At 65.2% G+C, this 24,102-nt stretch carries 24 protein-coding genes; 9 read left to right on the top strand and 15 right to left on the bottom strand.

The features are described from left to right. Positions 1–245: 245 nt before the first annotated feature. The 9 genes from ACT2B0_RS04475 to ACT2B0_RS04435 all read right to left on the bottom strand — a co-directional run bounded on the left by ACT2B0_RS04475 (position 246) and on the right by ACT2B0_RS04435 (position 7,641). Entirely contained in the window at positions 246–668 is a 423-nt protein-coding gene (locus ACT2B0_RS04475) for a Ros/MucR family transcriptional regulator (RefSeq protein WP_348289807.1), read from the bottom strand. A gap of 416 nt (positions 669–1,084) precedes the next feature. Continuing rightward, the gene (gene mnhG / locus ACT2B0_RS04470) at positions 1,085–1,444 is read right to left on the bottom strand and encodes a monovalent cation/H(+) antiporter subunit G (RefSeq protein ID WP_348289810.1); all 360 of its coding nucleotides are present in this window, start codon (positions 1,442–1,444) and stop codon (positions 1,085–1,087) included. Next, positions 1,441–1,767 (bottom strand): cation:proton antiporter, encoded by a 327-nt coding sequence (locus ACT2B0_RS04465; RefSeq protein WP_348289813.1) that lies wholly within the window; start codon positions 1,765–1,767, stop codon positions 1,441–1,443. The genes mnhG and ACT2B0_RS04465 overlap by 4 nt, the downstream gene beginning before the upstream one ends. Further along, a complete protein-coding gene (locus ACT2B0_RS04460) occupies positions 1,764–2,237 on the bottom strand; it encodes a Na+/H+ antiporter subunit E (RefSeq protein WP_106571065.1) in 474 nt (157 codons plus the stop codon). Before ACT2B0_RS04460 ends, ACT2B0_RS04465 begins: the two co-directional genes overlap by 4 nt. Then, positions 2,234–3,805: a Na+/H+ antiporter subunit D gene (locus ACT2B0_RS04455; RefSeq protein ID WP_473461896.1), complete on the bottom strand. Its 1,572-nt coding sequence runs from the start codon at positions 3,803–3,805 to the stop codon at positions 2,234–2,236. The genes ACT2B0_RS04460 and ACT2B0_RS04455 overlap by 4 nt, the downstream gene beginning before the upstream one ends. A 5-nt stretch (positions 3,806–3,810) precedes the next feature. Next, on the bottom strand, positions 3,811–4,188 hold the full coding sequence (locus tag ACT2B0_RS04450; protein WP_348289819.1) for a Na+/H+ antiporter subunit C: 378 nt from the start codon (positions 4,186–4,188) through the stop codon (positions 3,811–3,813). Next, positions 4,188–4,607 carry a Na+/H+ antiporter subunit B gene (locus ACT2B0_RS04445; RefSeq protein ID WP_106571068.1) on the bottom strand — a complete coding sequence of 140 codons (420 nt, stop codon included), beginning with the start codon at positions 4,605–4,607 and terminating at the stop codon, positions 4,188–4,190. Before ACT2B0_RS04445 ends, ACT2B0_RS04450 begins: the two co-directional genes overlap by 1 nt. 1 nt (position 4,608) lies before the next feature. Further along, positions 4,609–6,954, bottom strand: a complete 2,346-nt coding sequence (locus tag ACT2B0_RS04440) for a putative monovalent cation/H+ antiporter subunit A (protein ID WP_473461894.1) — start codon at positions 6,952–6,954, stop codon at positions 4,609–4,611. Between the two features lie 318 nt (positions 6,955–7,272). After that, positions 7,273–7,641 carry an SH3 domain-containing protein gene (locus ACT2B0_RS04435; protein WP_473461889.1) on the bottom strand — a complete coding sequence of 123 codons (369 nt, stop codon included), beginning with the start codon at positions 7,639–7,641 and terminating at the stop codon, positions 7,273–7,275. A 134-nt stretch (positions 7,642–7,775) separates the two neighbouring features. On the opposite strand from ACT2B0_RS04435, the gene ACT2B0_RS04430 reads away from it, so the two are divergent. Together ACT2B0_RS04430 and ACT2B0_RS04425 are read left to right on the top strand one after the other, a co-directional pair. Continuing rightward, positions 7,776–9,890, top strand: a complete 2,115-nt coding sequence (locus tag ACT2B0_RS04430) for a S9 family peptidase (protein ID WP_473461887.1) — start codon at positions 7,776–7,778, stop codon at positions 9,888–9,890. A gap of 114 nt (positions 9,891–10,004) precedes the next feature. After that, positions 10,005–10,325 carry a hypothetical protein gene (locus ACT2B0_RS04425; RefSeq protein WP_348289831.1) on the top strand — a complete coding sequence of 107 codons (321 nt, stop codon included), beginning with the start codon at positions 10,005–10,007 and terminating at the stop codon, positions 10,323–10,325. A 110-nt stretch (positions 10,326–10,435) separates the two neighbouring features. Here the strand turns inward: ACT2B0_RS04425 and ACT2B0_RS04420 are convergent, their stop codons facing one another. From ACT2B0_RS04420 to ACT2B0_RS04405, 4 genes are all read right to left on the bottom strand, one after another. Then, on the bottom strand, positions 10,436–11,377 hold the full coding sequence (locus tag ACT2B0_RS04420) for a cytochrome c (RefSeq protein WP_473461885.1): 942 nt from the start codon (positions 11,375–11,377) through the stop codon (positions 10,436–10,438). Between the two features lie 14 nt (positions 11,378–11,391). Further along, the gene (locus ACT2B0_RS04415; protein WP_473461882.1) at positions 11,392–11,829 is read right to left on the bottom strand and encodes a c-type cytochrome; all 438 of its coding nucleotides are present in this window, start codon (positions 11,827–11,829) and stop codon (positions 11,392–11,394) included. A gap of 194 nt (positions 11,830–12,023) precedes the next feature. Continuing rightward, positions 12,024–12,626 (bottom strand): superoxide dismutase, encoded by a 603-nt coding sequence (locus ACT2B0_RS04410; protein WP_473461879.1) that lies wholly within the window; start codon positions 12,624–12,626, stop codon positions 12,024–12,026. Positions 12,627–12,731: 105 nt separating this feature from the next. Beyond that, positions 12,732–13,607 (bottom strand): branched-chain amino acid aminotransferase, encoded by an 876-nt coding sequence (locus ACT2B0_RS04405; RefSeq protein ID WP_473461878.1) that lies wholly within the window; start codon positions 13,605–13,607, stop codon positions 12,732–12,734. Between the two features lie 174 nt (positions 13,608–13,781). Between ACT2B0_RS04405 and ACT2B0_RS04400 the strand changes: the two genes are divergently transcribed. Both ACT2B0_RS04400 and ACT2B0_RS04395 read left to right on the top strand, forming a co-directional pair. Beyond that, positions 13,782–14,444, top strand: coding sequence for a haloacid dehalogenase type II (locus ACT2B0_RS04400; RefSeq protein ID WP_473461876.1), 663 nt, complete (start codon positions 13,782–13,784; stop codon positions 14,442–14,444). Positions 14,445–14,611: 167 nt separating this feature from the next. Beyond that, entirely contained in the window at positions 14,612–15,346 is a 735-nt protein-coding gene (locus ACT2B0_RS04395) for a L,D-transpeptidase (RefSeq protein WP_473461873.1), read from the top strand. Positions 15,347–15,364: 18 nt separating this feature from the next. Here the strand turns inward: ACT2B0_RS04395 and ACT2B0_RS04390 are convergent, their stop codons facing one another. Beyond that, positions 15,365–16,954, bottom strand: coding sequence for a helicase HerA-like C-terminal domain-containing protein (locus tag ACT2B0_RS04390; protein WP_348289851.1), 1,590 nt, complete (start codon positions 16,952–16,954; stop codon positions 15,365–15,367). 342 nt (positions 16,955–17,296) lie between these two features. Between ACT2B0_RS04390 and ACT2B0_RS04385 the strand changes: the two genes are divergently transcribed. From ACT2B0_RS04385 to ACT2B0_RS04365, 5 genes are all read left to right on the top strand, one after another. Then, a complete protein-coding gene (locus tag ACT2B0_RS04385; RefSeq protein WP_473461871.1) occupies positions 17,297–18,736 on the top strand; it encodes a methylmalonyl-CoA mutase family protein in 1,440 nt (479 codons plus the stop codon). Further along, on the top strand, positions 18,733–20,856 hold the full coding sequence (gene scpA, locus ACT2B0_RS04380; RefSeq protein WP_473461868.1) for a methylmalonyl-CoA mutase: 2,124 nt from the start codon (positions 18,733–18,735) through the stop codon (positions 20,854–20,856). Before ACT2B0_RS04385 ends, scpA begins: the two co-directional genes overlap by 4 nt. 78 nt (positions 20,857–20,934) lie before the next feature. Further along, on the top strand, positions 20,935–21,165 hold the full coding sequence (locus ACT2B0_RS04375; RefSeq protein ID WP_156715445.1) for an AbrB/MazE/SpoVT family DNA-binding domain-containing protein: 231 nt from the start codon (positions 20,935–20,937) through the stop codon (positions 21,163–21,165). Next, positions 21,162–21,542: a type II toxin-antitoxin system death-on-curing family toxin gene (locus ACT2B0_RS04370; RefSeq protein WP_348289860.1), complete on the top strand. Its 381-nt coding sequence runs from the start codon at positions 21,162–21,164 to the stop codon at positions 21,540–21,542. Before ACT2B0_RS04375 ends, ACT2B0_RS04370 begins: the two co-directional genes overlap by 4 nt. 99 nt (positions 21,543–21,641) lie before the next feature. Then, a complete protein-coding gene (locus ACT2B0_RS04365; RefSeq protein WP_348289863.1) occupies positions 21,642–23,012 on the top strand; it encodes a TIGR03808 family TAT-translocated repetitive protein in 1,371 nt (456 codons plus the stop codon). A 21-nt stretch (positions 23,013–23,033) separates the two neighbouring features. Here the strand turns inward: ACT2B0_RS04365 and ACT2B0_RS04360 are convergent, their stop codons facing one another. Then, a complete protein-coding gene (locus ACT2B0_RS04360) occupies positions 23,034–24,038 on the bottom strand; it encodes an asparaginase (protein WP_473461866.1) in 1,005 nt (334 codons plus the stop codon). Positions 24,039–24,102: the final 64 nt, after the last annotated feature.

Raw genomic sequence — 24,102 nt, 5'->3', positions numbered from 1 at the left:
CGATCTGGAAGCCGCCGTGGCGGCGCCGCCGGCGCACAAACGCCTGCTGCGTCTACGGCTCAAGCGGCTGATCGAGCGCGAAAGACTCAGGGGCGAGAGGCGCCACTGGAGCTACGATCTCAACCGGCATATCGCGCTGAAGCAGGCCCACGATTTGTTGGGACCGGCTGCCGCGCCCGGCGCGGGCGCAAACGAAAACGGCGCCCGAAGGCGCCGCACGATGGTTCGTGGGACCGAACGCGAACTCAGCTCTTGCTCTTGCGGCCAAGTCCCATCTTCTTGGCAAGCGCGGAGCGTGCCGCAGCGTAGCTCGGCGCAACCATCGGATAGGTCGCATCCAGACCCCATTTCTCGCGGTACTGGTCGGGCGTCAGGCCGTAATGCGTCATCAGATGGCGCTTGAGCGATTTGAACTTCTTGCCGTCCTCGAGACAGATGATGTAGTCGTCGTGGATCGACTTTTTCGGATTGACCGCAGGCTTCGGCTTTTCCGCCGGCGCGACCTCCATCGCAACGCCGACGCGCCCCAGGGCAGCGTGAATGTCGGCGATCAGGTTTGGCAATTCGGCCGCCGGTACCGGATTGTTGCTGACATAGGCGGCAACCACGTCAGCCGTCAGTTCGATCAGGTTGTCGTTGTTTGCCACGGCCGTCTCGGAAGTTTCCATAATTGTCTAATGCCCCGTTTTCAAGATACTCGGCGGTCACGCAGCGTTCTTCGGCGCCGCTCACCAACTGCGCGCGAACGTCACGACTAATGACGTTGCACTCACACCGTAAATAACCTCTTCTCCATATAATTCAAGGAAAAGCTCGGACTATTTTGGAAGAAATACATCGAACGCACTCCTTAAATTTCATATCCTTAATTTATCATTTGCAACTTTTACGCGCTTTTTACGACGCATAGCAGTTTCAAAGTAGAGTTTGCGGACCATAACGGGATTTCGTCGGGATCGACATAGCGCCAGCAGCGGATACGAAGCCGTGATCGACACAGAACTGTGGCGCAAAGCTGTGGCGTCGCCGCTTGTCTGAAACGTCCTCCCGTCGCGACCGTAAACGTTCGGGCCGGGCGCCTGCGTCAGTCGATAGTGGCGGGCGCGGTCTTGTCCTGCCGCGCCATGTCGTCGTGCACGGACCCATGCCACAGCTTGTAACCGGCAATATAGGCGGCCCTGGCCAGAAGGTGAGCCGAGATCGGTGCGGTCAGAAGGAAGAACACCACCCCGGCGAGCGCGCGCGTGGTCACCGACGCATCATCGGTATAGATGCTGAGCGCGATCAGAACCACGCAGGCACCCAGCGTACCGGCTTTCGACGCGGCGTGCGTGCGACTGTAGAAATCAGGCAGGCGCACCAGCCCGATCGCCGCGACCAGCGCGAAGGCCGCACCGATCACGATCAGAACGCCCACCAGGTAATTGTAGAATTCGGCCATCATGGCTTTGCCTCGCTCCTTGGCGGTGGCGTCTCGCCCTCCTCGCCGGCACGGCGGCTCATTACGAAACGCGCGAAGGCGACGGTGGCCAGGAAGCCGACAAGGCCAAGCGCGATCGCCACATCGACATAAAGCGTGATGCCGGTCTTGATGCCGATCACGGCGATGAAGCCGATCGCCACCGACACCAGCATGTCGAGCGCGATGATGCGGTCGGGCAGCGTCGGGCCGCGCATCACGCGAAACACCGTGACCAGAAAGGACAGGCTCAGCAGGCCAAGCGCGACGTTCTCGGCCAGAGCCAGAAAAGATTCGCCGCCACTCACCGGAACGCCTCCAGGATTTTGCGCTCGAAACCGGTAGCGATGTCGAACCGGGTCTGGTCCGGATCGGAACAATCGATCGCGTGCACATAAAGAAAACGGCGGTCCTCCGATACGTCGACCGACAGCGTTCCCGGCGTCAGCGTGATCAGATTGGCCAAAAGCGTGATCTCGAAATCGCGGTCGACCTTGAGCGGATAGGCGAAGATGCCGGGCTTCAGGTCCATCCTGGGCTGCAGCACCAGGACCGCAACGCGCCAGGCCGACAGGACGAGTTCGTAGGCGAACAGGAGTGCGAGCGCGACGACGCGGCGCGCGCGCGCGAAATAGCCCAGCGATCCGACCTGCTCGCGGATGAGATAGAGCGCCGCCGCCCCGAACGCGAAGCCGAGCAGGAAATTCGAAAAACTGGCCGAGCCGGTGATCGCCATCCAGGCCAGGGCAAGCAGGATATGGTTCAGATAGAGGATCATGAGCCGGGTCCCAGCGGAAAGACGGCCTCCAGATAGGCGGACGGGTCGGTCAACCCGGCCGCGGCGAGTTGCGCGAGTTGTAAGACCGGCTCGGGATAAACGCCGATCCATAGTGCCGGCACCAGCAATCCAGCCAATATGGCATATCCGCCGCCGAGTTGCGCCGCCGTGCCGTCGCCGGCCGCCTGGCCTGCGTCCGGCCGGTCGCGCCAGAAGGCCAGCGCAAACACCCGTGCGAGCGCGATCGTCGTCAGGATCCCGCTCACCAGGATGGCGATCGCAAGCCACCACATGCCCGCATCCAGCGATGCCTTCACCAGCACGACCTTGGGCCACAGGCCCGACAAAGGCGGCAGGCCCGCCGCCGCCAGCACCAGCGCGAACGCGATCGCCGCCAACAACGGATGCGCCCGGTAAAGACCGGCGATATCGTGCAGCGAATAGCTGCCGCCGGCCTCGTACATCAGGCCGACCAGAAGATAGAGCGCCGTCATGATCAGGATGGAATGGACCGCGTAGAGCACCGTGCCGGCAAGTCCGAGCGGACTGCCGAGCGCCAGGCCGGCCAGCATCACACCGATGCCCGACACCACGACGAAACCGACGATGCGGCGTAGATCCGACTGCGCCAGCGCCCCCATGATACCCAGCACCATCGTCGCGCCGGCAACCCAGGCGATCAGCTCCGACAAGACCACCCGCTCGAGCGGGAACAGCACCATCATCGAGCGCAGCAACGCATAGATGCCGACCTTGGTCAAAAGGCCGCCGAACAGCGCCGAGGTGACGATGCGCGGCGTATGATAGGAGGCCGGCAGCCAGAAATTGAGCGGAAAGGCGGCCGCCTTCATGCCGAAGGCCAACAACAGCAAGGTGGCGATCGTCATCAGCGGGCCTGTCTCGCGCACGGCCCCGATCTTGTTGGCGATATCGGCCATGTTTAGCGTGCCGAGCGTGCCGTAGAGCGCGCCGGTGGCGATCAGAAACACGGTCGTTGCGACGAGATTGAGCACGGCGTATTTGCTCGCGCCGTCGATCTGGCGCTGTTCGGAGCCGAGCACCAGAAGTCCGAACGACGAGATGACGAAGACCTCGAACCAGACATAGAGATTGAACAGATCGCCGGTCAGAAAGGACCCGTTGACGCCGGCCAGCATCAACAGCAGGAACGGGTAGAAACCGTAGCGGCGGCCGGTCGCGTCGATGTCGCGGATCGCAAACAGCGCCCCCAGGAGCGTGACGAAGGTGGCGGTGAGCGCGAAGGTCGCGCCAAGCGCGTCGGCGTTGAAACTGATGCCGAAAGGCGGCAGCCAGCGCCCCATCGTCATCACCAGCGCGCCCTCGGCGATGACCCGGCCAAGCAGTGCGGTCGTCGCGGCCAGGGTCGCGACCGCCACGACGACCGCCATCCAGGCGTGGAGGCGGACCTGATGGCGCACCATCAGCAGGATCGCGCCACCCAGGATCGGCAGCGCGACCGGCAGGATCACCACCCAGTCGGCGAGCGCCGTCGGCGCGGTCACCATCGCCGCGCCGAGATCGACGGTGTTTTCGCTGCTTACGGCCATCTCGGTCAGTATCCCATCGGCGGCGGAGCCTCGCCATCGGGTTCGGCCACGCGCATCTCATCGGTGTCGTCGGTGCCGAGTTCCTGGTAGGCGCGATAGGCCAGAACCAACAGGAAGGCGAAAAACGAAAACGAAATCACGATCGCCGTCAGGACGAGCGCCTGCGGCAGCGGGTTGGCGACCGATTCGGGCGGCGTGTCGAAGCCGGCCGGGATGATCGGCGGCACCTCGCGCAACACCCGCCCGGCGGCGAAGATGGTCATGTTGACGGCGTTGCCCAGGATCACGATGCCCAGGATCATCCGGATCGTGTGCTTGGACAGCATCAAATAGATCGCAACGGCATAAAACAGCCCGACCAGCCCCGACAACGCGGTTTCCATCACAGCCGCTCCCGTTCTTCGAGCGCAAGCGCGATCGAGGTGACCGAGCCGACGACGACGAAATAGACCCCGATATCGAAGAATAGCACCGTCGACAGATCGACGGTCACACCCAGGATTTCGGGCGACGTCCACAGGCCGGTCAGGAACGGCACCCCGAAAAACAGCGACGCGAAGCCCGACAGCGCCGCCAGGAACAGGCCGAAACCGGAGAGCGCCATCGGGTGGAAATAAAGCGCCCTGCGCACCGGCGACACCCCGCATGCGATACCGTAAATGGCAAAGGCGGAGGCGGCGATCAGGCCGCCGATGAAGCCGCCGCCGGGCTCGTTGTGGCCGCGCAGCAGCACGAACACCGAAAACAGCACCATCAGGCTGGTCAGATAAGGCGCGCTGGTGCGGAAGATGACGGTTCTCATGTCAGCCGCCTTGCTTGCCGCCGGCGGCCGGTTTGGGCACCCGCACGCGGATCAGGGCCAGGATCGCCAGACCGGCGATCATGACGACGGCGATTTCGCCGAGCGTGTCGAGGCCGCGGAAATCGACCAGGATGACGTTCACCACATTGCGCCCGTGCGCGATCACATAGGAATAGGTCTTGAAGAACGCCGACAGGCTGTCGTCGAACGGCATCTGGGTCACCTTCAGGATCAGCAACCCGAAGCCGGCGCCGCACGCCCCCGCCACGGCGATGTCGACCAGTTTTTCGTTGGTCGGCCGATGGTCGCTTGGATGCAGGCGCAGTCGCGTCATCGCCAGGGCAAGGATGACGACCGACAGTGTTTCGACCATGAATTGCGTAAACGACAGATCGGGCGCGCCCAAAAGCATGAACAAGAGCGCCACCGCGAAGCCCTGGATGCCGAGCGACACGATCGCCGTCAGCCGGTCCCGCGCGTAGACCACCGCGCCGAGGCCGATGACGGCGATCGCGATCACCGTCCATTCGTAAAACGGCAGGTTCGGCATCTCGGGCATTGCCGGCAACTCGCCGAACACAGTCATCGGCGCCCACAGGGCCAGCGCGATCGCGATGAAGGTAACGGTCATGTAGACTTCCATCCGGCCGCTCTGGATGATCCGCGTCACGGCGAACGACATCCGCAGCAGACCGCGGATTACCTGGTCGAACCCGCGGTCCGGTCCCCAGCCGATCGCGGCGAGCAGCGCCGCCATCGCCGCGCGTGCCCGGTCGAGGAACCAGTAGATGACGATGCCCAAAATGACGGTCAGCACCGAAAGCGCCAGCGGCACGCTGATATAGGGGATGACGGAAATGTGGACCGCGATGTCATTGCCCGCCACCGCGCTCGCCATCGGGCTCGACACGAAATGGTGCGCGCTTTCGGATAACAGCGCCGAGACCAGCCCGACGAGTGCCAGCGTCAGCGGCCCGAGCCATAGCAGGGGCGGCCCTTCATGGGCCTCTTTCGGCGTCGCCACGCGCGGGCCCAGGAACGGCTTCAGCGCCACCGCGAACCCGATCACCAGCATCAGCGCGTTGCCGAAAATGGCGACCAGCGTGAACAGGCCGTGCCAGCCGTCCTGGAACTGCAATGCGGCGTAGATCTCCTCCTTGGCCAGGAAGCCGAAAAAGGGCGGCAGCCCGCCCATCGACAGCGCGGCCAGAAGCGCGGCTGCGAAGGTGATCGGCATCGCGCGGCGCAGGCCGCCCAGCTTGGTGATGTCGCGGGTGCCGCTTTCATGGTCGATCGCACCGGCAACCATGAACAGCGTGCCCTTGAACAGGGAGTGAGCGACAAGATAGAGCACCGCGCCCTCGACGGCCTTGTCGGAACCGAGCCCGGTCAGCATGACCAGTATGCCGAGCGAGGCAACCGTCGTGTAGGCGAGCATCAGCTTCAGGTCGGTCTGGCGGATCGCCAGCAGCGTGCCGACGATCAGCGTCGTGCCGCCGAACACCGGCAGCACGGTTTCCCAGGCATCCGTGCCGCCGAAGGCCGGGTTGAGCCGCATGACGAGATAGACGCCGGCCTTCACCATGGTCGCGGAATGGAGATAGGCCGACACCGGGGTCGGCGCCTCCATCGCGTTGGGCAGCCAGAAATGAAACGGAAACTGCGCCGATTTGGTAAACGCGCCGCCCAGAACCAGCACCAGCGCCACCAGATACAAGGCGCTGTGGCGCATCGTGTCGCCGGCGGCCAGCAGTCCGGAAAGCTCGGTTTCGCCGGTCGCGATCCACACCACCAGCAGGCCGGCCAGAAGCGACAGCCCGCCGAGCCCGGTCACCACCAGCGCCTGGATGGCGGCCCGGCGCGAGGCCTCGCGCCTGTGATCGAAGCCGATCAGCAGGAAGGAGGTGATCGAGGTCAGTTCCCAGAACACGAACAGGGTGAGGAACGAGTCGGACACGACCAGCCCCTGCATCGCGCCCATGAACAGGAGGATGAAGGAAAAGAACCGGCCGAGCTGGGGATGGCCCTTCAGATAACCGCCCGAATACAGCACGATCAGCGTGCCGATGCCCGAGATCAGCAGGGCGAAGGTCAGCGACAGGCCGTCAAGGAACCAGGAAAAGCGAATGTCGAGGCTGGGGATCCAGGAGTAGCCACCCGACACGGTGGCCCCGTCGCCGATCGTGTCGAGCAGCCCGGCGAAATGGACAAAGATGAAGGCTGGCGCGATCGCCAGCACCCAGGCGGCGTTGTGTTTCAACACCCGTGTCAGGAACGGCGCGGCCAACGCGGCAAGAAACGGCAAGACTAGCGCGAAGAAGGTCAGCGATTGCGATCCGCTCGCCATTCAAAAGTCCTGTTTTCGCGCGAGCCGCCGCGCCGGTGATGCTATTGTGTCGTGACATAGCGGCTCCCCCCTCGCCGGGCAAGCGAATGCGGCGCCTCGCCGCGCCTCGCGCACGGGAAATTCCGGCGCCAGCTTGCGAACGGCGCAAAAACGATGCGAACGCCCGCCACGGTTCAAAACCGGGACAGCGGGCTGTGGAAAACCCCGGGCCACGCACGGCGAACGGGCGCATGAGCGGCAATGCCGCCAGGGCCGCGGGCGCAACGCAAAAATTGGCGCCGGCGTCCCCTGGTGCGCGCAAAACCGCGACCGTCGGCTTCAATAGGGGCTGATATAGCGCCCGTAGACCCAGCCGACCGTCCAGTCGCCGGTCTGTTTGGGGTCATGCCAGACCTCGCACCAGCGATAGCGCACCGCCTGCGATTGCTGCCAGGCCGACAGGCCGGCGATGGCGTCGAGCGAAAGCCCCTTGGTGCAGCGCCCGGTCATCTGCAACGGCGTGCCGTTTGGATAGGCCGCCTGTTTCTGGGAATGGCTGGCCGGATATTTGCGCACGTTGAGCGTGTCGCCCCACGGTACGTTGGCGACCTGCCAGCCGTAAAAGGCCGAGGCTCCGGCTTCGACGGCCTGGGCGCCGAGCACGGTCGTCGCGACAAGGGCGGCGGCAAGGCATTTGCGCGTTATCATCATTCCCTCCGGTTTGCTGTGTGTTCATTTGATTACCGGGCGGGAATGCCATAGCTGGGTTGAATACCGGCTGATCGGCCCGTTCATGTCGTGTTCAAGACACGCCCACCCACTCCGCGTTTCGAGAAGGTTCCATGGCGAAAACCGAAAAATTTCCGGATATTCCGGCTCCGACGGCCGAACGACGCCCCGTCGAAACCAGCCATCACGGCATTACCCGCGTCGACGATTATGCCTGGCTGCGGGCGCAGAACTGGCAGCAGGTCTTTCGCGACCCGTCGGCGCTGGCGGCCGACATCCGCGCCCATCTGGACACCGAGAACGCCTATCAGGCAGCGATGATGGGCGACACGGAAGCGCTGCAGAAGACGCTGTTTGCGGAGATGCGCGGCCGGATCAAGGAGGACGATTCCTCGGTTCCAATGCCGGACGGCCCCTATGCCTACGGCACGTCCTTCAGGACCGGCGGCCAGCAGCCGCGCTTCTTTCGCACGCCGCGCGACGGCGGGGCACACGACATGCTGCTCGACGGCGACGCCGAGGCGGGGGGCAAACCCTATTTCCGCCTCGGCAGCGCCGACCATTCGCCCGACCATGCCCGGCTGCTGTGGGGCTATGACGACAAGGGGTCGGAATTCTACGATCTCAAAGTGCGCGACCTCGAAACGGGCGCCGATCTTGACGACCGGGTCGCCGATACCGGCGGCAGCGGTGTCTGGGCGGCCGGCAATGACGGTTTTTTTTACACCCGGCTCGACGAGAACCACCGCCCGTCGAAAGTGCTTTTCCACCGCCTGGGAACCGATACGGCGAGCGACCGTCTCATCTATGAGGAAACCGATCCGGGCTTCTTCATGAATGTCGGCGGCACGCGCGCCCAGGACTGGGTGTTCGTCGCCATCCACGACCACGAGACATCGGAATATCATGTCCTGCCGGCGGCCGATCCAACGGCCGCGCCAAAATGCGTGCGTCCCCGCGAAACCGGCGTGCAGTACGATCTCGAGGAAGGCGGCGACATCTTCTTCGTGCTCACCAATATTGGCGGCGCCAAGGACTTCAAGGTGATGACGGCGCCGGTCTCCGATCCCTCGCAGGCCAATTGGCGGGAACTCGTCGCACACGAGCCGGGCCGGCTGATCCTGTCGATCATGGCGTTCCGCGATTTCCTCGTGCGGCTGGAGCGCAAGGACGGCCTGCCGCGGCTGGTCGTGCACGAACGCGAAAGCGGCGAGGAGCATGTGGTGGCGTTCGAGGAGGAAGCCTATTCGCTCGGTCTCGTCGGATCGCTCGAATACGACACCGACACGATCCGGTTCGCCTATTCGTCGATGACCACGCCCTCGCAGGTCTTCGACTACAATATGCGCACGCGCGAACGGGTGCTGCGTAAGACCCAGGAAGTCCCGTCCGGCCACAACCCGGACGATTACGTGACACGGCGGCTGATGGCGCCCTCGCATGACGGCACGCTGGTGCCCGTCTCGCTGCTTTATCGCCGCGACACGCCGCTCGACGGCAGCGCGCCCTGCCTGCTCTACGGCTATGGCTCCTACGGGATCGCGATCCCGGCCTCCTTCAACACCAACTGCCTGTCGCTGGTCGACCGCGGCTTCGTCTATGCGATCGCCCATGTGCGCGGCGGCAAGGACAAGGGTTATGCCTGGTACGAGGACGGCAAGCGCGACCGGAAGACCAACACGTTCGAGGATTTCGTCGCCGCGGCGCGCTATCTCACCGCCGAAAACTATACCGCGCCGGGCCGCATCGTCGCGCAGGGCGGCTCGGCCGGCGGCATGCTGATGGGCGCGGTCACCAACATGGCGCCGGAGCTGTTCGGCGGCATCATCGCCGAGGTGCCGTTCGTCGACGTTTTGGAGACCATGCTTGACGACACGCTGCCGCTGACCCCGCCCGAATGGCCGGAATGGGGCAACCCGATCACATCGGCCGACGACTACCGCACGATCGCCGCCTACTCGCCCTACGACAATGTCGAGGCCAAGACCTATCCGCCGATCCTGGCGCTGGCCGGGCTCACCGATCCGCGCGTGACCTATTGGGAACCGGCGAAATGGGTGGCGCGCCTGCGCGAGCGCAAGGCCGGAGACAATCCGGTGCTGTTGCGCATCAACATGGACGCCGGCCACGCCGGGGCGTCCGGGCGGTTCTCGCGGCTGGAGGAGATCGCCTTTGCCTACGCCTTCGCGCTGAAAGTGGTCGGCCTTGCCGACGGTCGTTCAACTTGAGATGAATCGGTCTTCTTGAGAGCAACGGCTCCAGGCGCGGCAGTTGCACCGCAGACGCAAATAGGCTCTGTTTTGCAGGAAGGGGCATAGCAAACGTTTGCGAAGGAGCTCTCCATGACCCGCAACGCGCCTACCGCACTATTCTGTCTGGCCGGTTCCCTGCTTTTGTCGGCCCTCGCGCTTCCGGTTTTTGCCGGAGAGATCGTCGAGCGGCCCGGCGAGCGGCCGCGCGAGATGCCCAACATATGCAGTCAGCATCCCGATGATCCCTATTTCGGCAGTTTTCGCGGCATCGGCCAAAAGGGCATGTTCCGCGACCAGATGATCTTCGAGGCGGGTTGCTTTGCCAGCAAGGCGCGTTGCGAGGCGTGGCTTTACGCCATCCGCTCCGACCACAGCGCGGGCGAGAAGTCGGCCTATTGCAAGCCACGATAGAATGCCCGCCGCACGCCTCCGCAATTCGTCCATATCCGCGCTTCGCACCACCGCAGGGTGGCCTGGGGCGATGATCCCGCGCGGCGCGGGTTTGTCGCGCGGCCGGGCGTTCAGTTACGGACGGGATAACCGTTCGGGCGCGGCGGCACCGCCTTGAGATAGGCCGCGATCGCCTCGCGGTCCTCGGCCGGCAGCCGCGCCATGTTCTTCTGGACCGCGACCATGGCCCCGCCGACAGTGTCGAAATCGGGCGTGAAGCCAGATTCCAGATAATAGGCGATATCGCCCGCCGACCACGACAGGCCGCCCTCGCCGGGCGTGATGTTGGGCACGATGCCGTCGCCCTCGGCCGCGACGGCGCCGGCCAGCCATGCCTCCGTCTTCAAGCCGCCGGTGAAGCCGCGCGGCGTATGGCATTCGCTGCAATGGCCCGGCCCCTCGACGAGATAGCGCCCCGCACGCGTCTTTTCGTCGGCGTCGGGACCAAGCGCGATCACCGGTTCCGGGTCGAGATAAAGCTGTTTCCAGAGCCCCAGCCCGCGACGGATGGTGAAGGGAAATGCGAGCTTGTGGCCCAGTGCTACACCCGCCACAGCCGGCAGCGTGCGCATGAAGGCATAGAGGTCGACGATGTCGGCCGGGCGCATGCGTGCATAGGAGGCATAGGGAAAGGCCGGGTAATAATGGCTTCCGTCGGGCGCCACGCCGCGCAGCATGGCGTTGGCGAAGTCGCCTGCCGACCAGCCGCCGATACCGTCTTGTTCGTGGGTCGAGATGTTCGGCGCGACGAACGTGCCGAACGGTGTTTTGAGTTCCAGCCCGCCGGCCAGTTCCAGGATCGCATCGCCCTTTGCCCCCGGCCGCGCGTGACAGGACGTGCAGCCGGCGGCCCAGAACATGCGCTCGCCGCGCGCGGCGTCGCCCTCGGGCAGCGCCGCGACGGCTTCCCGCGGCAGCCGGTTTGGTCCCGACAGGTAAAAAAGGACAAGCCCGCCCGCCACGCCGAGCACGACGAGGACAAGGGCGAGCCTGCCGAGGGTGGATTTTGACAAGCGGATCGGCCTGGTCAGTTCTTCTTCATGCGGTAGTTTTCGTGGCAGCCGCCGCAATTCTGGCCGATCCTGCCGAGCGCGGCCTGCACGCCGGCCTGGTCGGCGGGCATGGACGACGCCACGTCGGCGACGTCGGCCTTCAGCTTGTCGGCGCGCTCCTGGAAATCGGCCATGTTCTCCCAGATCGCCGGCAGGGCAGCGGTTTCGCCCGCCGTGCTGCCTTCGGGAAACAGGACGGCGACATCGAGTTTCTGGGCGGCCTCGTTCAGGGCCGTCAGGTTTTGCTCGACCACGCCGGCGTCGAAGGCGTTTTCACCCTTGGCGATCGCCGCCAGGGGTCCGAGCGCCTTGCCCATCGACTTCATCACCGCCTGGCGATCCTCGACGGCGCCGGCGAACGACAGCGACGCCGTCACCGCAAGCAACGCGCCTGCCAAAAACACTCTCTTCATCAACCATCCTCCAGGGTGTTCAGGGGAAGAAATCAAAGGCGTTACAGCGTGATAATGGCCGAGAAACGGTTCACGCGTCATCACGCTTGTGTGAAAGCGAGCATTGCACCTGTCGACAGACTGTCAACAAAAACGGACCCCGGCCTGAACCGGGATCCGTTGCATGCGAGACAAATGCGTCTGCGTCGGCCTGTTCAGCCAGCCGCCTTTTCGTAGCATTCGAGCACATAATCCCAGTTGATGAGATTATCGACGAAGGCTTCGAGATATTTCGGCCGCGCGTTGCGGTAGTCGATGTAATAGGAGTGTTCCCACACGTCGACGCCAAGGATCGGCACCGCGCCGTGCACCAGCGGGTTTTCGCCGTTCGGCGTCTTCATGATTTCCAGCTTGCCGTTCTTCATCGCAAGCCAGGCCCAGCCCGAACCGAACTGGGTGGTGCCGGCATTGATGAAATCGGCGCGGAACTTGTCGTAACCGCCCAGATCGCTGTCGACGGCCGCCTGCAGCTTGCCCGGCAGGCTCTTGCCGCCGCCGCCGCCCTTCATCCATTTCCAGAAATGGATGTGGTTGTAGTGCTGGCCGGCATTGTTGAACAGGCCCGGGTTCTTGCCGTGCGACTGCTTGACGATTTCCTCCAGCGACAGCCCGTCCATGCCGGCCTCGGCGGCCAGCTTGTTGCCGTTGTCGACATAGGCCTTGTGATGCTTGTCGTGGTGATATTCGAGCGTCTCGCGCGACATATAGGGCTGCAGCGCCTCATAATCATAGGGCAGGTCCGGCAATTCAAAAGCCATCGTCAATCTCCTTCTTAAACACGAACGGGTTGATACGTTCAGTTAAGCCTCCCGCCCGGCTTGCGCAACGGGCCCGGCCCAACCTTGTATCGTCGGGGGCGGCCCCTAGACGGTTATCGAATGCGCCCACTCCCAGTAGAGTGCGCGCACGCGTTCGGCGACCGGGCCGGGTTGCAGGCGCCGGTCCTCGATCTGGATAACGGGCACCACCTTGGAATGGTTGCCGGTGGAAAAAATTTCATCGGCATCGAGGAAATCGCCGACGCTCAGCGTCTTTTCGTTCACCCGCAGCCCGGCGGCGTCGAGCAGCGCGATGGCGCGCGCGCGGGTGATGCCGGACAGGAAGGTCCCGTTGGCGATCGGCGTGAACACCTCGCCATCCTTGACGAGAAAAATGTTCGACGTGCCGGTTTCAGCGACATTGCCCAGCATGTCGAGCACCAGCGCGTTGTCGAAACCGCGCGACTTGGCCTCGAGGATGGCGCGGCCATTATTGGGGTAAAGGCACCCGGCCTTGGCGTTTGTCGGCATCGTCTCCAGGGTCGGGCGGCGGAACGGCGACACCGTCACCGAAAAGCCGGACGGCGAGATCATCGGCGCCTCGTACAGGCACAGGCAGAAGCGGGTCGAGTCGGGTTCGGCCGGAACGCCCATATAACCGCCGTGCTCGGCCCAGTACATCGGCCGGATATAGACGGCGGTGTTGCCGTCGAATTTTTTCAGCCCGTCCATCGTCAGGCCAAAAATCTCCTCCGGCGAGACTGTCGGTTTCAGCCCGAGCGCGATCGCCGAGGCGTTGATCCGCTCGCAATGCCTGTCGAGATCCGGCGCCACGCCCTCGAACCAGCGCGCGCCGTCAAACACGGTCGTGCCGAGCCACATGGCATGGCTGCGCGGACCGATGATGGGGATATTGCCTTCGTGCCAGTCACCGTCGAGATAGGTCAAGGTCAGCGACTGCGCGGTCGTATCAACTGCCATGATTGGAACGTCCTTTGTTGCTGACCTATGGATAGTGGTTCATGGCGCGGCGTCAATTGGATAGTGGTTCATGGCGCGGCGTCAATTGCCTGTGTCGACAGTGTGATTGCGCCAACCACCCTTGACCCGATACGGACCATCGGATCAAGTCTTTCCAACCGGGACCCGACCACAATGCGCCATTCCGCCTTCATCTTCGACGCCTACGGAACGCTGTTCGACGTCCACGCCGCTGTGCGCCGCCATGCCGAGGCGATCGGGCCGGACGGTCGGTTGCTGTCGGAAATCTGGCGCGCAAAACAGCTCGAATATTCCTGGGTCCGCACCATGATGGGCGCCTTCGTCGATTTCTGGCAACTGACCGAACAAGCACTCGACCATGCCTTCGAGCGCGTGCCCTCGGCCGACAGTGCGCTGCGCCAGGACCTGCTCGACGCCTACTGGCACCTGGATTGCTACCCGGAAGTGCCGGCGGTCCTGAAGGCGCTCAAGGCCGACGGGGCTAGAGTGGCGATCCTGTCGAACGGATCGCGCGCCATGCTGGAGGCGGCGGTGAAATCCGCCGCGCTCGACCTGGTTCTGGACGACATTTTCTCCGTCGACGACGTCGCGCGCTTCAAGACCGATCCGGCCGTTTACGACATGGCGACCACCGCCTGGCGGCTCTACCCGCAAGCCGTCTCGTTCCAATCCTCCAACCGGTGGGACATCGCCGGCGCCACCAAGTTCGGCTTCCGCACCGTGTGGATCAATCGCGCCGGCCAGCCGGACGAATATCGCGACTATCCGCCGGCGCTGATCCTGCCGTCGTTGAACGGGCTGGTGGAGACCCGTTGACCCCTCGCCGCCTGTTGCAAAGACGCAACAGTCGAACCGTCGCCACAAGGCTGCCTTTGTTTTTTCACCCCACGGCCGCATTCGATCAGGCATATCGGCCCGGCGGGAGGAAATGTTCGGCGTGCCGGACGTTGAATCGTTTCTAGTGGCTTTCTTTGCGAGGTAGCATGTCCGGCCCATACCAAAAGTCCGCGTCCATAACACGGCGCTCGCTTCTTTCCGGCGCGGCGGCCGGCGCGGCGTCGCTGGCATTGGCGTCGTGCACGACCACGAGCGGCATTCCCCCGGCAGACAAGCCGAAGGACGATGCCGGACCGGGCTCGGCCTTCGGCAATTACGCCACCATGTACGCGCCGGTAGCCGATGGCGGCTTCGACGTGCCCGCGGTGCCGATCGACAAGATGGACCGCCGTTATCTGCGCCGGCTGGTTCCCGATCCGACAGGCGAGCGCCCCGGCACCGTTGTGGTCGATACCTCGGCTCACTTCCTTTATCTGGTGCGCGAGAACGGCCAGGCGCTGCGCTACGGCGTCGGTCTTGGCCGCGCGGGCTTCGAGTGGTCGGGCCGCGCCGTCATCCAGTGGAAGCGCAAATGGCCGACATGGACCCCGCCGGACGAGATGATCGCGCGCAAGCCGGAACTGGAAAAATACAGCGTCCGCAATGGCGGCATGGAGCCGGGGCTGATGAACCCGCTCGGCGCGCGCGCGCTTTACATCTTCCAGGACGGCGTCGACACGCTTTACCGGGTCCACGGCTCGCCGGAATGGTGGACGATCGGCAAGTCGGTTTCGTCTGGCTGCGTGCGCATGCTCAACCAGGACGTGATGGACCTTTACGACCGCGTGCCCAACCGCACGCCGATCCTGGTCACGTCGGGCGTTTCGGCGGCGGTTTCCTGACCGGTTACCGCCAAAGCCTCAGCGCCCCCGTTTGAGACTGCCCAGAATGCCGCGCACCAGGGCGCGGCCGAGCGACGTGCCGACCGAACGCGCCACCGACTTGATGGCGGCTTCGGTCACGCTTTGACGATTGGAGCTGCGGCGGCGCGTGGGTGCACGCCGCGTGGTTTTGCGCGTGGTCGTGCGCGTGCGCCGGTCGGCGTCGCCTTCGCCGAAATCCGGCAGGGTCCAGCGCGTGCGCTTGGCCTCGCGGCCGTCCTCCTCCTCTTCGCGGCGCGTCGCCTCCTCCTCGGCCTGGGCGGCTTCGGCGGCCCGTTTCTGCAAAATCTCAAAGGCCGATTCACGGTCGACCGGCGTATCGTACTGGCCGGCGACAGGGCTGATCGCGCTGATTTTCTCGCGTTCCGCTTCGGAGATCGGCCCCAGCCTCGACGCAGGCGGACGGATCAGCGTGCGCTGCACCATCGACGGCACCCCCTTGGCCTCCAGCGTGGAGACCAGGGCCTCGCCGACGCCAAGCTGGGTGATCGCGGTGGCGCAGTCGAAATCGGGGTTGGGCCGGAAGGTCTCGGCCGCCGTCTTGACCGCCTTCTGCTCCCGGGGCGTATAGGCGCGCAGGGCGTGCTGGATGCGATTGCCGAGCTGCGACAGCACCGTCTCGGGCACGTCGAGCGGATTCTGCGTCACGAAATAGACGCCGACACCTTTCGAGCGGATGAGCCGCACCACCTGCTCGACCCGGTCGAGCAGGATTTTCGGCGCCTCGTCGAACAGAAGATGCGCCTCGTCGAAAAAGAACACCAGGCGCGGCCGGTCGGGATCGCCGATCTCGGGCAGCACCTCGAACAGTTCCGACAACAGCCACAGCAGGAAGGTCGCATAAAGGCGGGGATTCATCATCAGCCGGTCGGCGGCCAGAACGCTGATGGCGCCACGCCCGTCGCGGGTCGTGCGCATCAGATCCTCGATGCGCAAGGCCGGCTCGCCGAAGAAATGCGCGCCCCCCTGCTGTTCGAGGACCAGCAGCGAGCGCTGGATGGCCCCGACCGAGGCCTTGCTGACATTGCCGTAGACCTTGCTGATCTCGTCAGCCCGCTCGGCGATATTGACCAGCATTGCCTGCAGATCCTTCATGTCGAGCAGCAGCAGGCCTTCCTCGTCGGCGATACGGAAGGCGATGTTGATCACGCCTTCCTGCGCATCGGTCAGGTTCATCAGGCGCGACAGCAACAGCGGTCCCATCTCCGACACGGTGGCGCGGATGGGATGACCCTTCTCGCCGAACAGATCCCAGAAAATCACCGGGAACTCCTGGAACTCATACGGATCGAGCCTGATCGTTTCGGCGCGCTTGCTCAGGAAATCCTTTGCCTCCCCCATCGCGGCAATGCCCGACAGGTCGCCCTTGACGTCGGCGCAGAACACCGGAACGCCGGCATTGGAAAACGCTTCGGCCAGGATCTGCAAGGTCACCGTCTTGCCGGTACCCGTCGCGCCGGTAACCAGACCGTGACGATTGGCGTATTTCAGCAACAGCCGCTCGGCCGCCTGATAGCTGTCGTCGGGCTTTCGGCTGGCCCCTATGAAAAGGCTGTCGTCCTGCGCCATGCGTCTTGTCTCCGGCAATCCCGCGACGGGCCCGGGCGCCGGCCGCTTTGTCTTCCTATAAACAGCCCGGCGCCGGCCGACAACGCCGCCGCGCGCCACGCCGCAAGAACGGCCGTTCGCACTTTTGCCAAAATCCCGGTTGCCCGCCGGCTCGACCGACTGTATCGGAAAGCGCTGGCAGACCGAACCGCGGCGCCGGCACTGACATGACGTGAGCCGAAGGAGGGAGCACCCGCCTTGCAGGCGCGCCAATATTCGCGCGAGGCGATCGGCGTCATTGCCGGCCAAGTCCGGGGCCTTTAGTCTGTCGGGAGGAGAACGGAAGGATCGAGCCGGAACGCCATGGAGCATAAACTAATCAGCGGAATGACGTTTGCCGACATCGACGCCGCCGGATGGAGAGTGATCGCCGAAAAGGCGCTCAAGGGCGCCGATTTCGACGAAACATTGGTCTCCTTTACCGATGATGGCATCCGCGTCGATCCGCTGTACCCGCGCTCGCCCCGCCCCCAGCCGATCTCGCGTGTCGACCCCGCCGCGCCCTGGCGTGTCGTCCAGCGTGTCGACGACCCTGACCCGGTGCGCGCCAACCGCCAGGCGATGGCGGATGTGGAAAGCGGAGCGACCGGGCTGGCGATCGTGTTCGAGGGGGCGCCCAACGCCTATGGTTACGGTCTGCCGTGTACTGACGCGGCCTTCGAAAAGGCGCTCGACGGGGTGCCGCTCAGCCGGCTTGCGCTGCGGATCGACACCCATCCGATGAGCCGCTCCTCGATCGACTGGCTGGTCGCCTCGCTGACAGCCAAGCGCGCCGACCCGACGCGTCTGCATCTGTCCTTCGGGATCGATCCGGCCGCGATCTTCGCCGGCACCGGGCGCCTGCGCATGTCGATCGAGGCGCTCGAGGCGTCGATGCCGCAATCGCTGGCCCATTTCTTTGCGCTCGGCCTGCCGGGCGTGCTCCTGGAAGCCGACGGTCGCGTCAGCCACAATGGCGGCGCCAGCGCCGCGCAGGAACTGGGCATTATGCTCGCCTCGGCCGTGTCGCATCTGCGCATGTTCGAAAAGGCGCGCCAGCCTCTGATCTACGCCGCGCCGCATGTCGGCTTCGCCGTCGCGGCCGACCAGGACCAGTTCGCGACCATCGCCAAGATGCGCGCACTGCGCCGCCTGTGGCAGCGCGCGCAGGAGGTCTGCGGCATCGAGCCGTCGCCGGCCTCCATCCACGCCGAGACGTCGTGGCGGATGATGACGGCGCGCGACCCCGAAACCAACATCCTGCGCGCCACGATCGCCGTCTTCGCCGCCGCCGCCGGCGGGGCGGATTCGATTTCGGTGCTGCCGCACACGCTCACCCATGGCCTGCCCGACGGTTTCGCGCGCCGGGCGGCGCGCAACACCCAGCTCGTGCTCGCCCAGGAGGCCGGCATCGGTTTCGTCGCCGATCCCTCGGCCGGCTCGGGCGGCATCGCCCACCTGACCGAAGCGCTGTGCGAAGCGGCCTGGGCGGAGTTCCAGCAGATCGAGCAGGAAGGCGGCGCGCTCAAGAGCCTCGCTGCCGGGGCCTTCCAGGCCAGGGTGAAGACGGCCGCGGCAAAGCGCCGGGCGGCGCTGCGCGAGGGCCGGCGCGCGATCGTCGGCACCACGCTCTATCCGCTCGCCGAGGAGCGCCCGGTCGCCACGCTTGCCGCCGAAAGCCGCCCCGCGCCAACGGACGGGACGACGTTTTGCGAGAGGCTTTCGCCGCAGCGCCTCGACGAGCAGGTCGGAGAAGACGCATGATCCCGGATTTTTCGACGATCGGCTGGCAGAAGCCGGCGAGCCTTGCCGCGCCGGACGGCGCGGCGGTGCGCGAAACGCCGGAAGGGATCGCCATCAAGACCTTTTACGGCGAGAACGATCTCGCCGGCCTCGCCCATCTCGACACGTTTCCCGGCGCCCCGCCCTTCGTCCGCGGCCCCTATCCGACCATGTATGTCCAGCGGCCCTGGACGATCCGCCAATATGCCGGGTTTTCCACGGCCGAGGAATCGAACGCGTTTTACCGGCGCAACCTCGCCAGCGGCCAGAAGGGGCTTTCGATCGCCTTCGACCTTGCGACCCATCGCGGTTATGACAGCGACCACCCGCGGGTGGCCGGCGATGTCGGCATGGCCGGCGTTGCGATCGATTCGATCCTCGACATGCGCCAGCTCTTCGACGGCATCCCGCTCGATGAGATGACGGTGTCGATGACCATGAACGGCGCCGTCTTGCCGATCATGGCGCTCTACATCGTCGCGGCCGAGGAACAGGGCGTGGCCGAAAAGGACCTGGCCGGGACCATTCAGAACGACATCCTCAAGGAGTTCATGGTCCGCAACACCTATATCTATCCGCCCAAACCCTCGATGCGGATCATTTCGGACATTTTTTCCTACACCGCGCAGCGGATGCCGAAATTCAACTCGATCTCGATTTCAGGCTATCACATCCAGGAAGCCGGCGCGACGGTCGACCTGGAGCTCGCCTATACGATCGCCGACGGCATCGAGTATGCCCGCGCAGGCGTGGCGGCCGGCCTCGACATCGACAAATTCGCCCCGCGGCTGTCCTTCTTCTGGAACGCCGGCATGAATTTCTTCATGGAGGTCGCCAAGCAGCGCGCCGGCAGACTGTTATGGGCGAGCCTGGTGCAGAAGAATTTTGCGCCGAACAACCAGAAATCGCTGGCGCTGCGCGCCCATACCCAGACCTCCGGCTGGTCGCTGACTGCCCAGGATCCCTACAACAACATCGTGCGCACCATGATCGAGGCGATGGCGGCCACGCAGGGCGGCACGCAGTCGCTGCACACCAACGCCTTCGACGAGGCGCTGGCGCTGCCGACCGACCATTCCGCGCGTATTGCCCGCAACACGCAGATCATCCTGCAGGCAGAGTCCGGCACCACCCGCATCATCGACCCCTGGGGCGGCTCGGCTTTCGTGGAACGGTTGACGCACGATCTGGTGGCGCGCGCGCTCACCCATATCGAGGAGGTCGAAAGCCTCGGCGGCATGGCGGCGGCGATCGAAAAGGGCGTGCCGAAAATGCGCATCGAGGAAGCCGCGGCCCGCACCCAGGCACGGATCGATTCCGGCCGCCAGGCGCTGATCGGCGTGAACGCCTTCAAACCGGCCGAAGACATGGAAGTCGACGTGCTGAAGGTCGACAACGCCCAGGTCCGCGCCCGCCAGCTTGCCAAATTGCAGGAACTCAAGGGCACCCGCGACGTGGCCGCGGTGGAAAGCGCGCTCACCGCCCTCACCGACGCCGCGCGCGCTGGCGGCAACCTGCTCGACTTCGCCGTCAAGGCCGCCCGCGCCAAGGCCACGGTCGGCGAGATCTCGCTGGCGCTCGAAAAAGTGTTCGGCCGGCACGTGGCCACCATCCAGACGATCAGCGGCGTCTACCGCAAGGAGATCGGCGAGGACCCGGTGGTGGAGCGGGTTCACGAGAAGGTCGAGGCCTTCCGCGAAAAGACCGGCGCGGCGCCGCGCCTGCTGGTCGCCAAGATGGGACAGGACGGCCATGATCGCGGCCAGAAGGTGATCGCGACCGCGTTCGCCGACCTGGGGTTCGATGTCATCGTCGGCGCGATGTTCCAGACCCCCGAGGAGATCGCCAAGCTGGCCGCCGAGCACGACGTGCAGATCGTCGGCGCCTCCTCGCTGGCAGCCGGCCACCTCACGCTGGTGCCGGAACTGTCGCAGGCGCTCGCCAGGCTCGGCCGCGACGACATCATGATCGTCGCCGGCGGCGTCATCCCGCCGGACGATTTCGACGCCGTGTTGAAGGCCGGCGCGACGGCGATCTTCCCGCCCGGCACGGTGATCCCCGAAGCCGCCGAGGACCTCATCGACACGCTTCTGGCGCGGTAACGCAACCTCGTTTCAACGCGCGTTGCAACACATGCCTCGCGCTGTTATAATGAGCGTTGCAACGGCAAGGCCGCGACCATGAACACCGTCATCCGCAAGATCGGCAATTCCGAAGGCGTGATCCTGCCGAAAGAACTTTTGAAAAGCCTCAATCTCAAGGCTGGGGATAGTGTTGTCGTCTTCAAGGAAGGGGACGAGCTACGCATGCGACGCGTCGAGGATTCGGCCGACGAGTTCGAGCGCAAGATGAAGATCGCGCGTGAACGCATGCGAAAATACGAGGTCACGTACCGCGCGCTCGCGAAATGACGGAATTCCACACGCGGGAATTCGTTGAGGCCATGCATGCTGAACAGCTTCGCTTGCACGGCGGAGCGCCAGGCATTCGCGATGTCGGAATGCTCGAATCCGCTTTGGCGAGACCGCCCCAGAAGGCAATCTATGGCGAACCGGACATATTCGACCTGGCAGCAGCGTACCTCTTCGGCATTGTGAAGAACCGTCCGTTTGTGGACGGAAATAAACGAGCGGCGCTGGCCGCGACCGACCTTTTCCTCGTCTTCAATGGCTGGAGCCTGGAGACCGACGACGCCAGCCTGACCCAATTTGTCCTTATGGTTGCCGCCGGCGAGATCGACGAGGCCGGCGCCGCGGCGTTCATGCGCGACCACACCGAACAAACCTGAAGCGTCCACCCGTCACCGCCAGGCACCGCCAGCGCCCGCGCCGCATCGGGCTGGCATGGCACTTGCTCCGCCAGGGTGACGAACCTTGGAGCTGTGCCAATGCTGAACAGACGCGCGTTCCTGGCCGGGCTGGCCGGCGCCGGCGGGCTCGCCGCCGGCGCCGCGCAGGGCGCTGCCCTGTCCGGTATTGAGACGGCCTCGATCCGCGGCACGCTCGACGCGAGCGAACTCGGCGTACAGCCCGGGCTTTACGACGACCAGAGCGAGGCCTTTGCCCGGGTGCTCGACAAGGCGGCCGAGCGCGACGCGCCGGTCTATCTGCCGCCCGGCGACTACGTGGTTTCCAACCTGGTCCTGCCGCGCAAGCTGCGCCTGACCGGCGTGCCGGGCGCCTCGCGCATCCTTTACGGCGGCAACGGCCATCTGTTCCTGGCCGAGGCGGCCGACCATCTGGAAATCTCCGGCCTGCTGATCGACGGCGCCAATCGCTGGCTGGGCGATCATGTCGACGGTCTCGTGACGGTGCGCGGCGCGCGCCATCTCGTCATCGACAATTGCAGCATTCTGGGCAGCGGCAAGCACGCGCTGGCGCTGGAAAACGTCGCCGGCCGCATCGAGCGCAGCCAGATCTCGGGCGCCGCCGACGCCGGGATCTACAGTGTCCAGGCCGGCGGCCTCGCGATCACCGGCAACACGGTCGCCGATTGCGGCAATGGCGGCATTCTGGTGCATCGCTGGCAGGCGGGCGAGGACGCCACCATCGTGTCGGGCAACCGCGTCGAGCGCATCGCGGCGCGCAATGGCGGCACCGGGCCGTTCGGCAACGGCATCAACGTCTATCGCGCGGGCGGCGTCATGGTATCCGGCAACCGGATCGCCGACTGCGCCTTTTCCGCCATCCGGGCCAATGGCGGCAACAACATCCAGATCACCGGCAATAGCTGCCTGCGTTCGGGCGAAACCGCGATCTATTCCGAATTCGCCTTCGAGGGCGCGGCGATTTCGTCGAATATCGTCGACGGCGCGGCCAACGGCATCTCGATCGTCAATTTCAACGAGGGCGGTCGTCTGGCCGTCTGCGCGGCCAATCTGGTGCGCAACCTGTCGCAGACCGGCCCCTATCCGGCCGATTCACCCGGTTTCGGGGTCGGCATCACCGCCGAGGCCGACACCGCCGTCACCGGCAACGTGGTGGAAAACGCGCCGCTGTTCGGCCTCCATCTCGGCTGGGGACCTTATCTGCGCAACGTCACGGCGAGCGGCAACGTCATCCGCGACGCCGGCACCGGTATTGCCGTCTCCGTGGTCGAGGGCGCCGGCGCGGCGGTGATTTCCGACAATATCATCTCCGGTGCGCGCAACGGCGCCATCCGCGGCCATCGCTGGGCCGAAGCCGTGACCAAGGATCTGGCGCGGGTCGGCAATGCCGGCTTTGCCCACCTCACCGTCGAGCGCAATCACGCGAGTTGAGGCCGTGTCGTCGCGGCAGCCTCAGCCAAGCGCCTCGGTCGCCCGGATTTCGCCGACCCTGATGCCGCGTCGGCTGACGACCGGCGGGCGGGCCATATCGCGCAAGGTGGCCGCCAGCGGGTCGCCGGCGGCAAGCAGTTTCGCCAGGATCGCGGCCAGCATGGTTTCGGAGGCGCGGGTCGCGCCGTCGTCGCATTTCAGCGCGACGCCGAGGCCGAGCTCGGGAATGGCGGCGCAATAGACCCCTTCGGCGCCGGTCTTGCAAAAGATCCGGCCCGCCGCGGCCGCCATCAGCCTTTCGTCCATCCGCGCGCTGCCCGACATGAAAAACGGCTCTGCCATGCAGGCGCCGAGCAGCCGCTTTGCGGCCTCAGCACGCTGCGGCGCCAGTCCCGCGCCGGTCGCCATGCGCGCAAAGCCAAACGCCAGTGCGCGCAGCGGCACGGCGTGCGTGGGGATCGAACAGCCGTCGACGGCGGCATTGGCGCGGTCGTGCACGGCGCCGGTGACCTGCTCCATCACCGCACGCAGCTCCCGCTGCATGGGATGGTCGTAGCCCGAATAGCCGCGATGCGCGGTGCCGCCGTGGCAGCAAACGCACAGGAAGCCGGCATGTTTGCCGGAGCAGTTGTTGTGCAGCGCGCTCGGCGTCTGGCCGGCGCGGGCAAGGTCGAGCGTGGCCTGTTCGCCGAGCGGCCAATGGCTGCCGCATTCGAGCGCGTCCGCATCGAGGCCGGCCCTGGCCAGCATCGCGGCGGCGCGTTCGGCGTGGGCGGCCTCGCCGGAATGGGAGGCACAGGCAAGCGCCAGGTCGCGGTCGTCGAAACCGCAGGCGTCGGCGGCGCCGCTTTCGACCAGCGGCAGGGCCTGGATCGCCTTGATCGCCGAGCGCGGAAAAACCGGCCGGTCGACATCGCCGATCTCGAACATCGTGCGCCCGTCGGCATCGATCACCGCCACCGCCCCGCGATGGCGGCTTTCCACCAGCGCACCGCGCATCACTTCGACCAGAACGGGATTTGTCATCGCCTCACCGGAAATTCACTGCCCTGCTTGTCCCTATCGACCTATGCTTTCACACTCGCCGAGG

The sequence above is a fragment of the Nitratireductor sp. J20-h4 genome (assembly GCF_056780505.1).
Note: the sequence above shows the minus strand (reverse complement) of the source record. Positions and strands in the feature narration are given on the sequence as shown.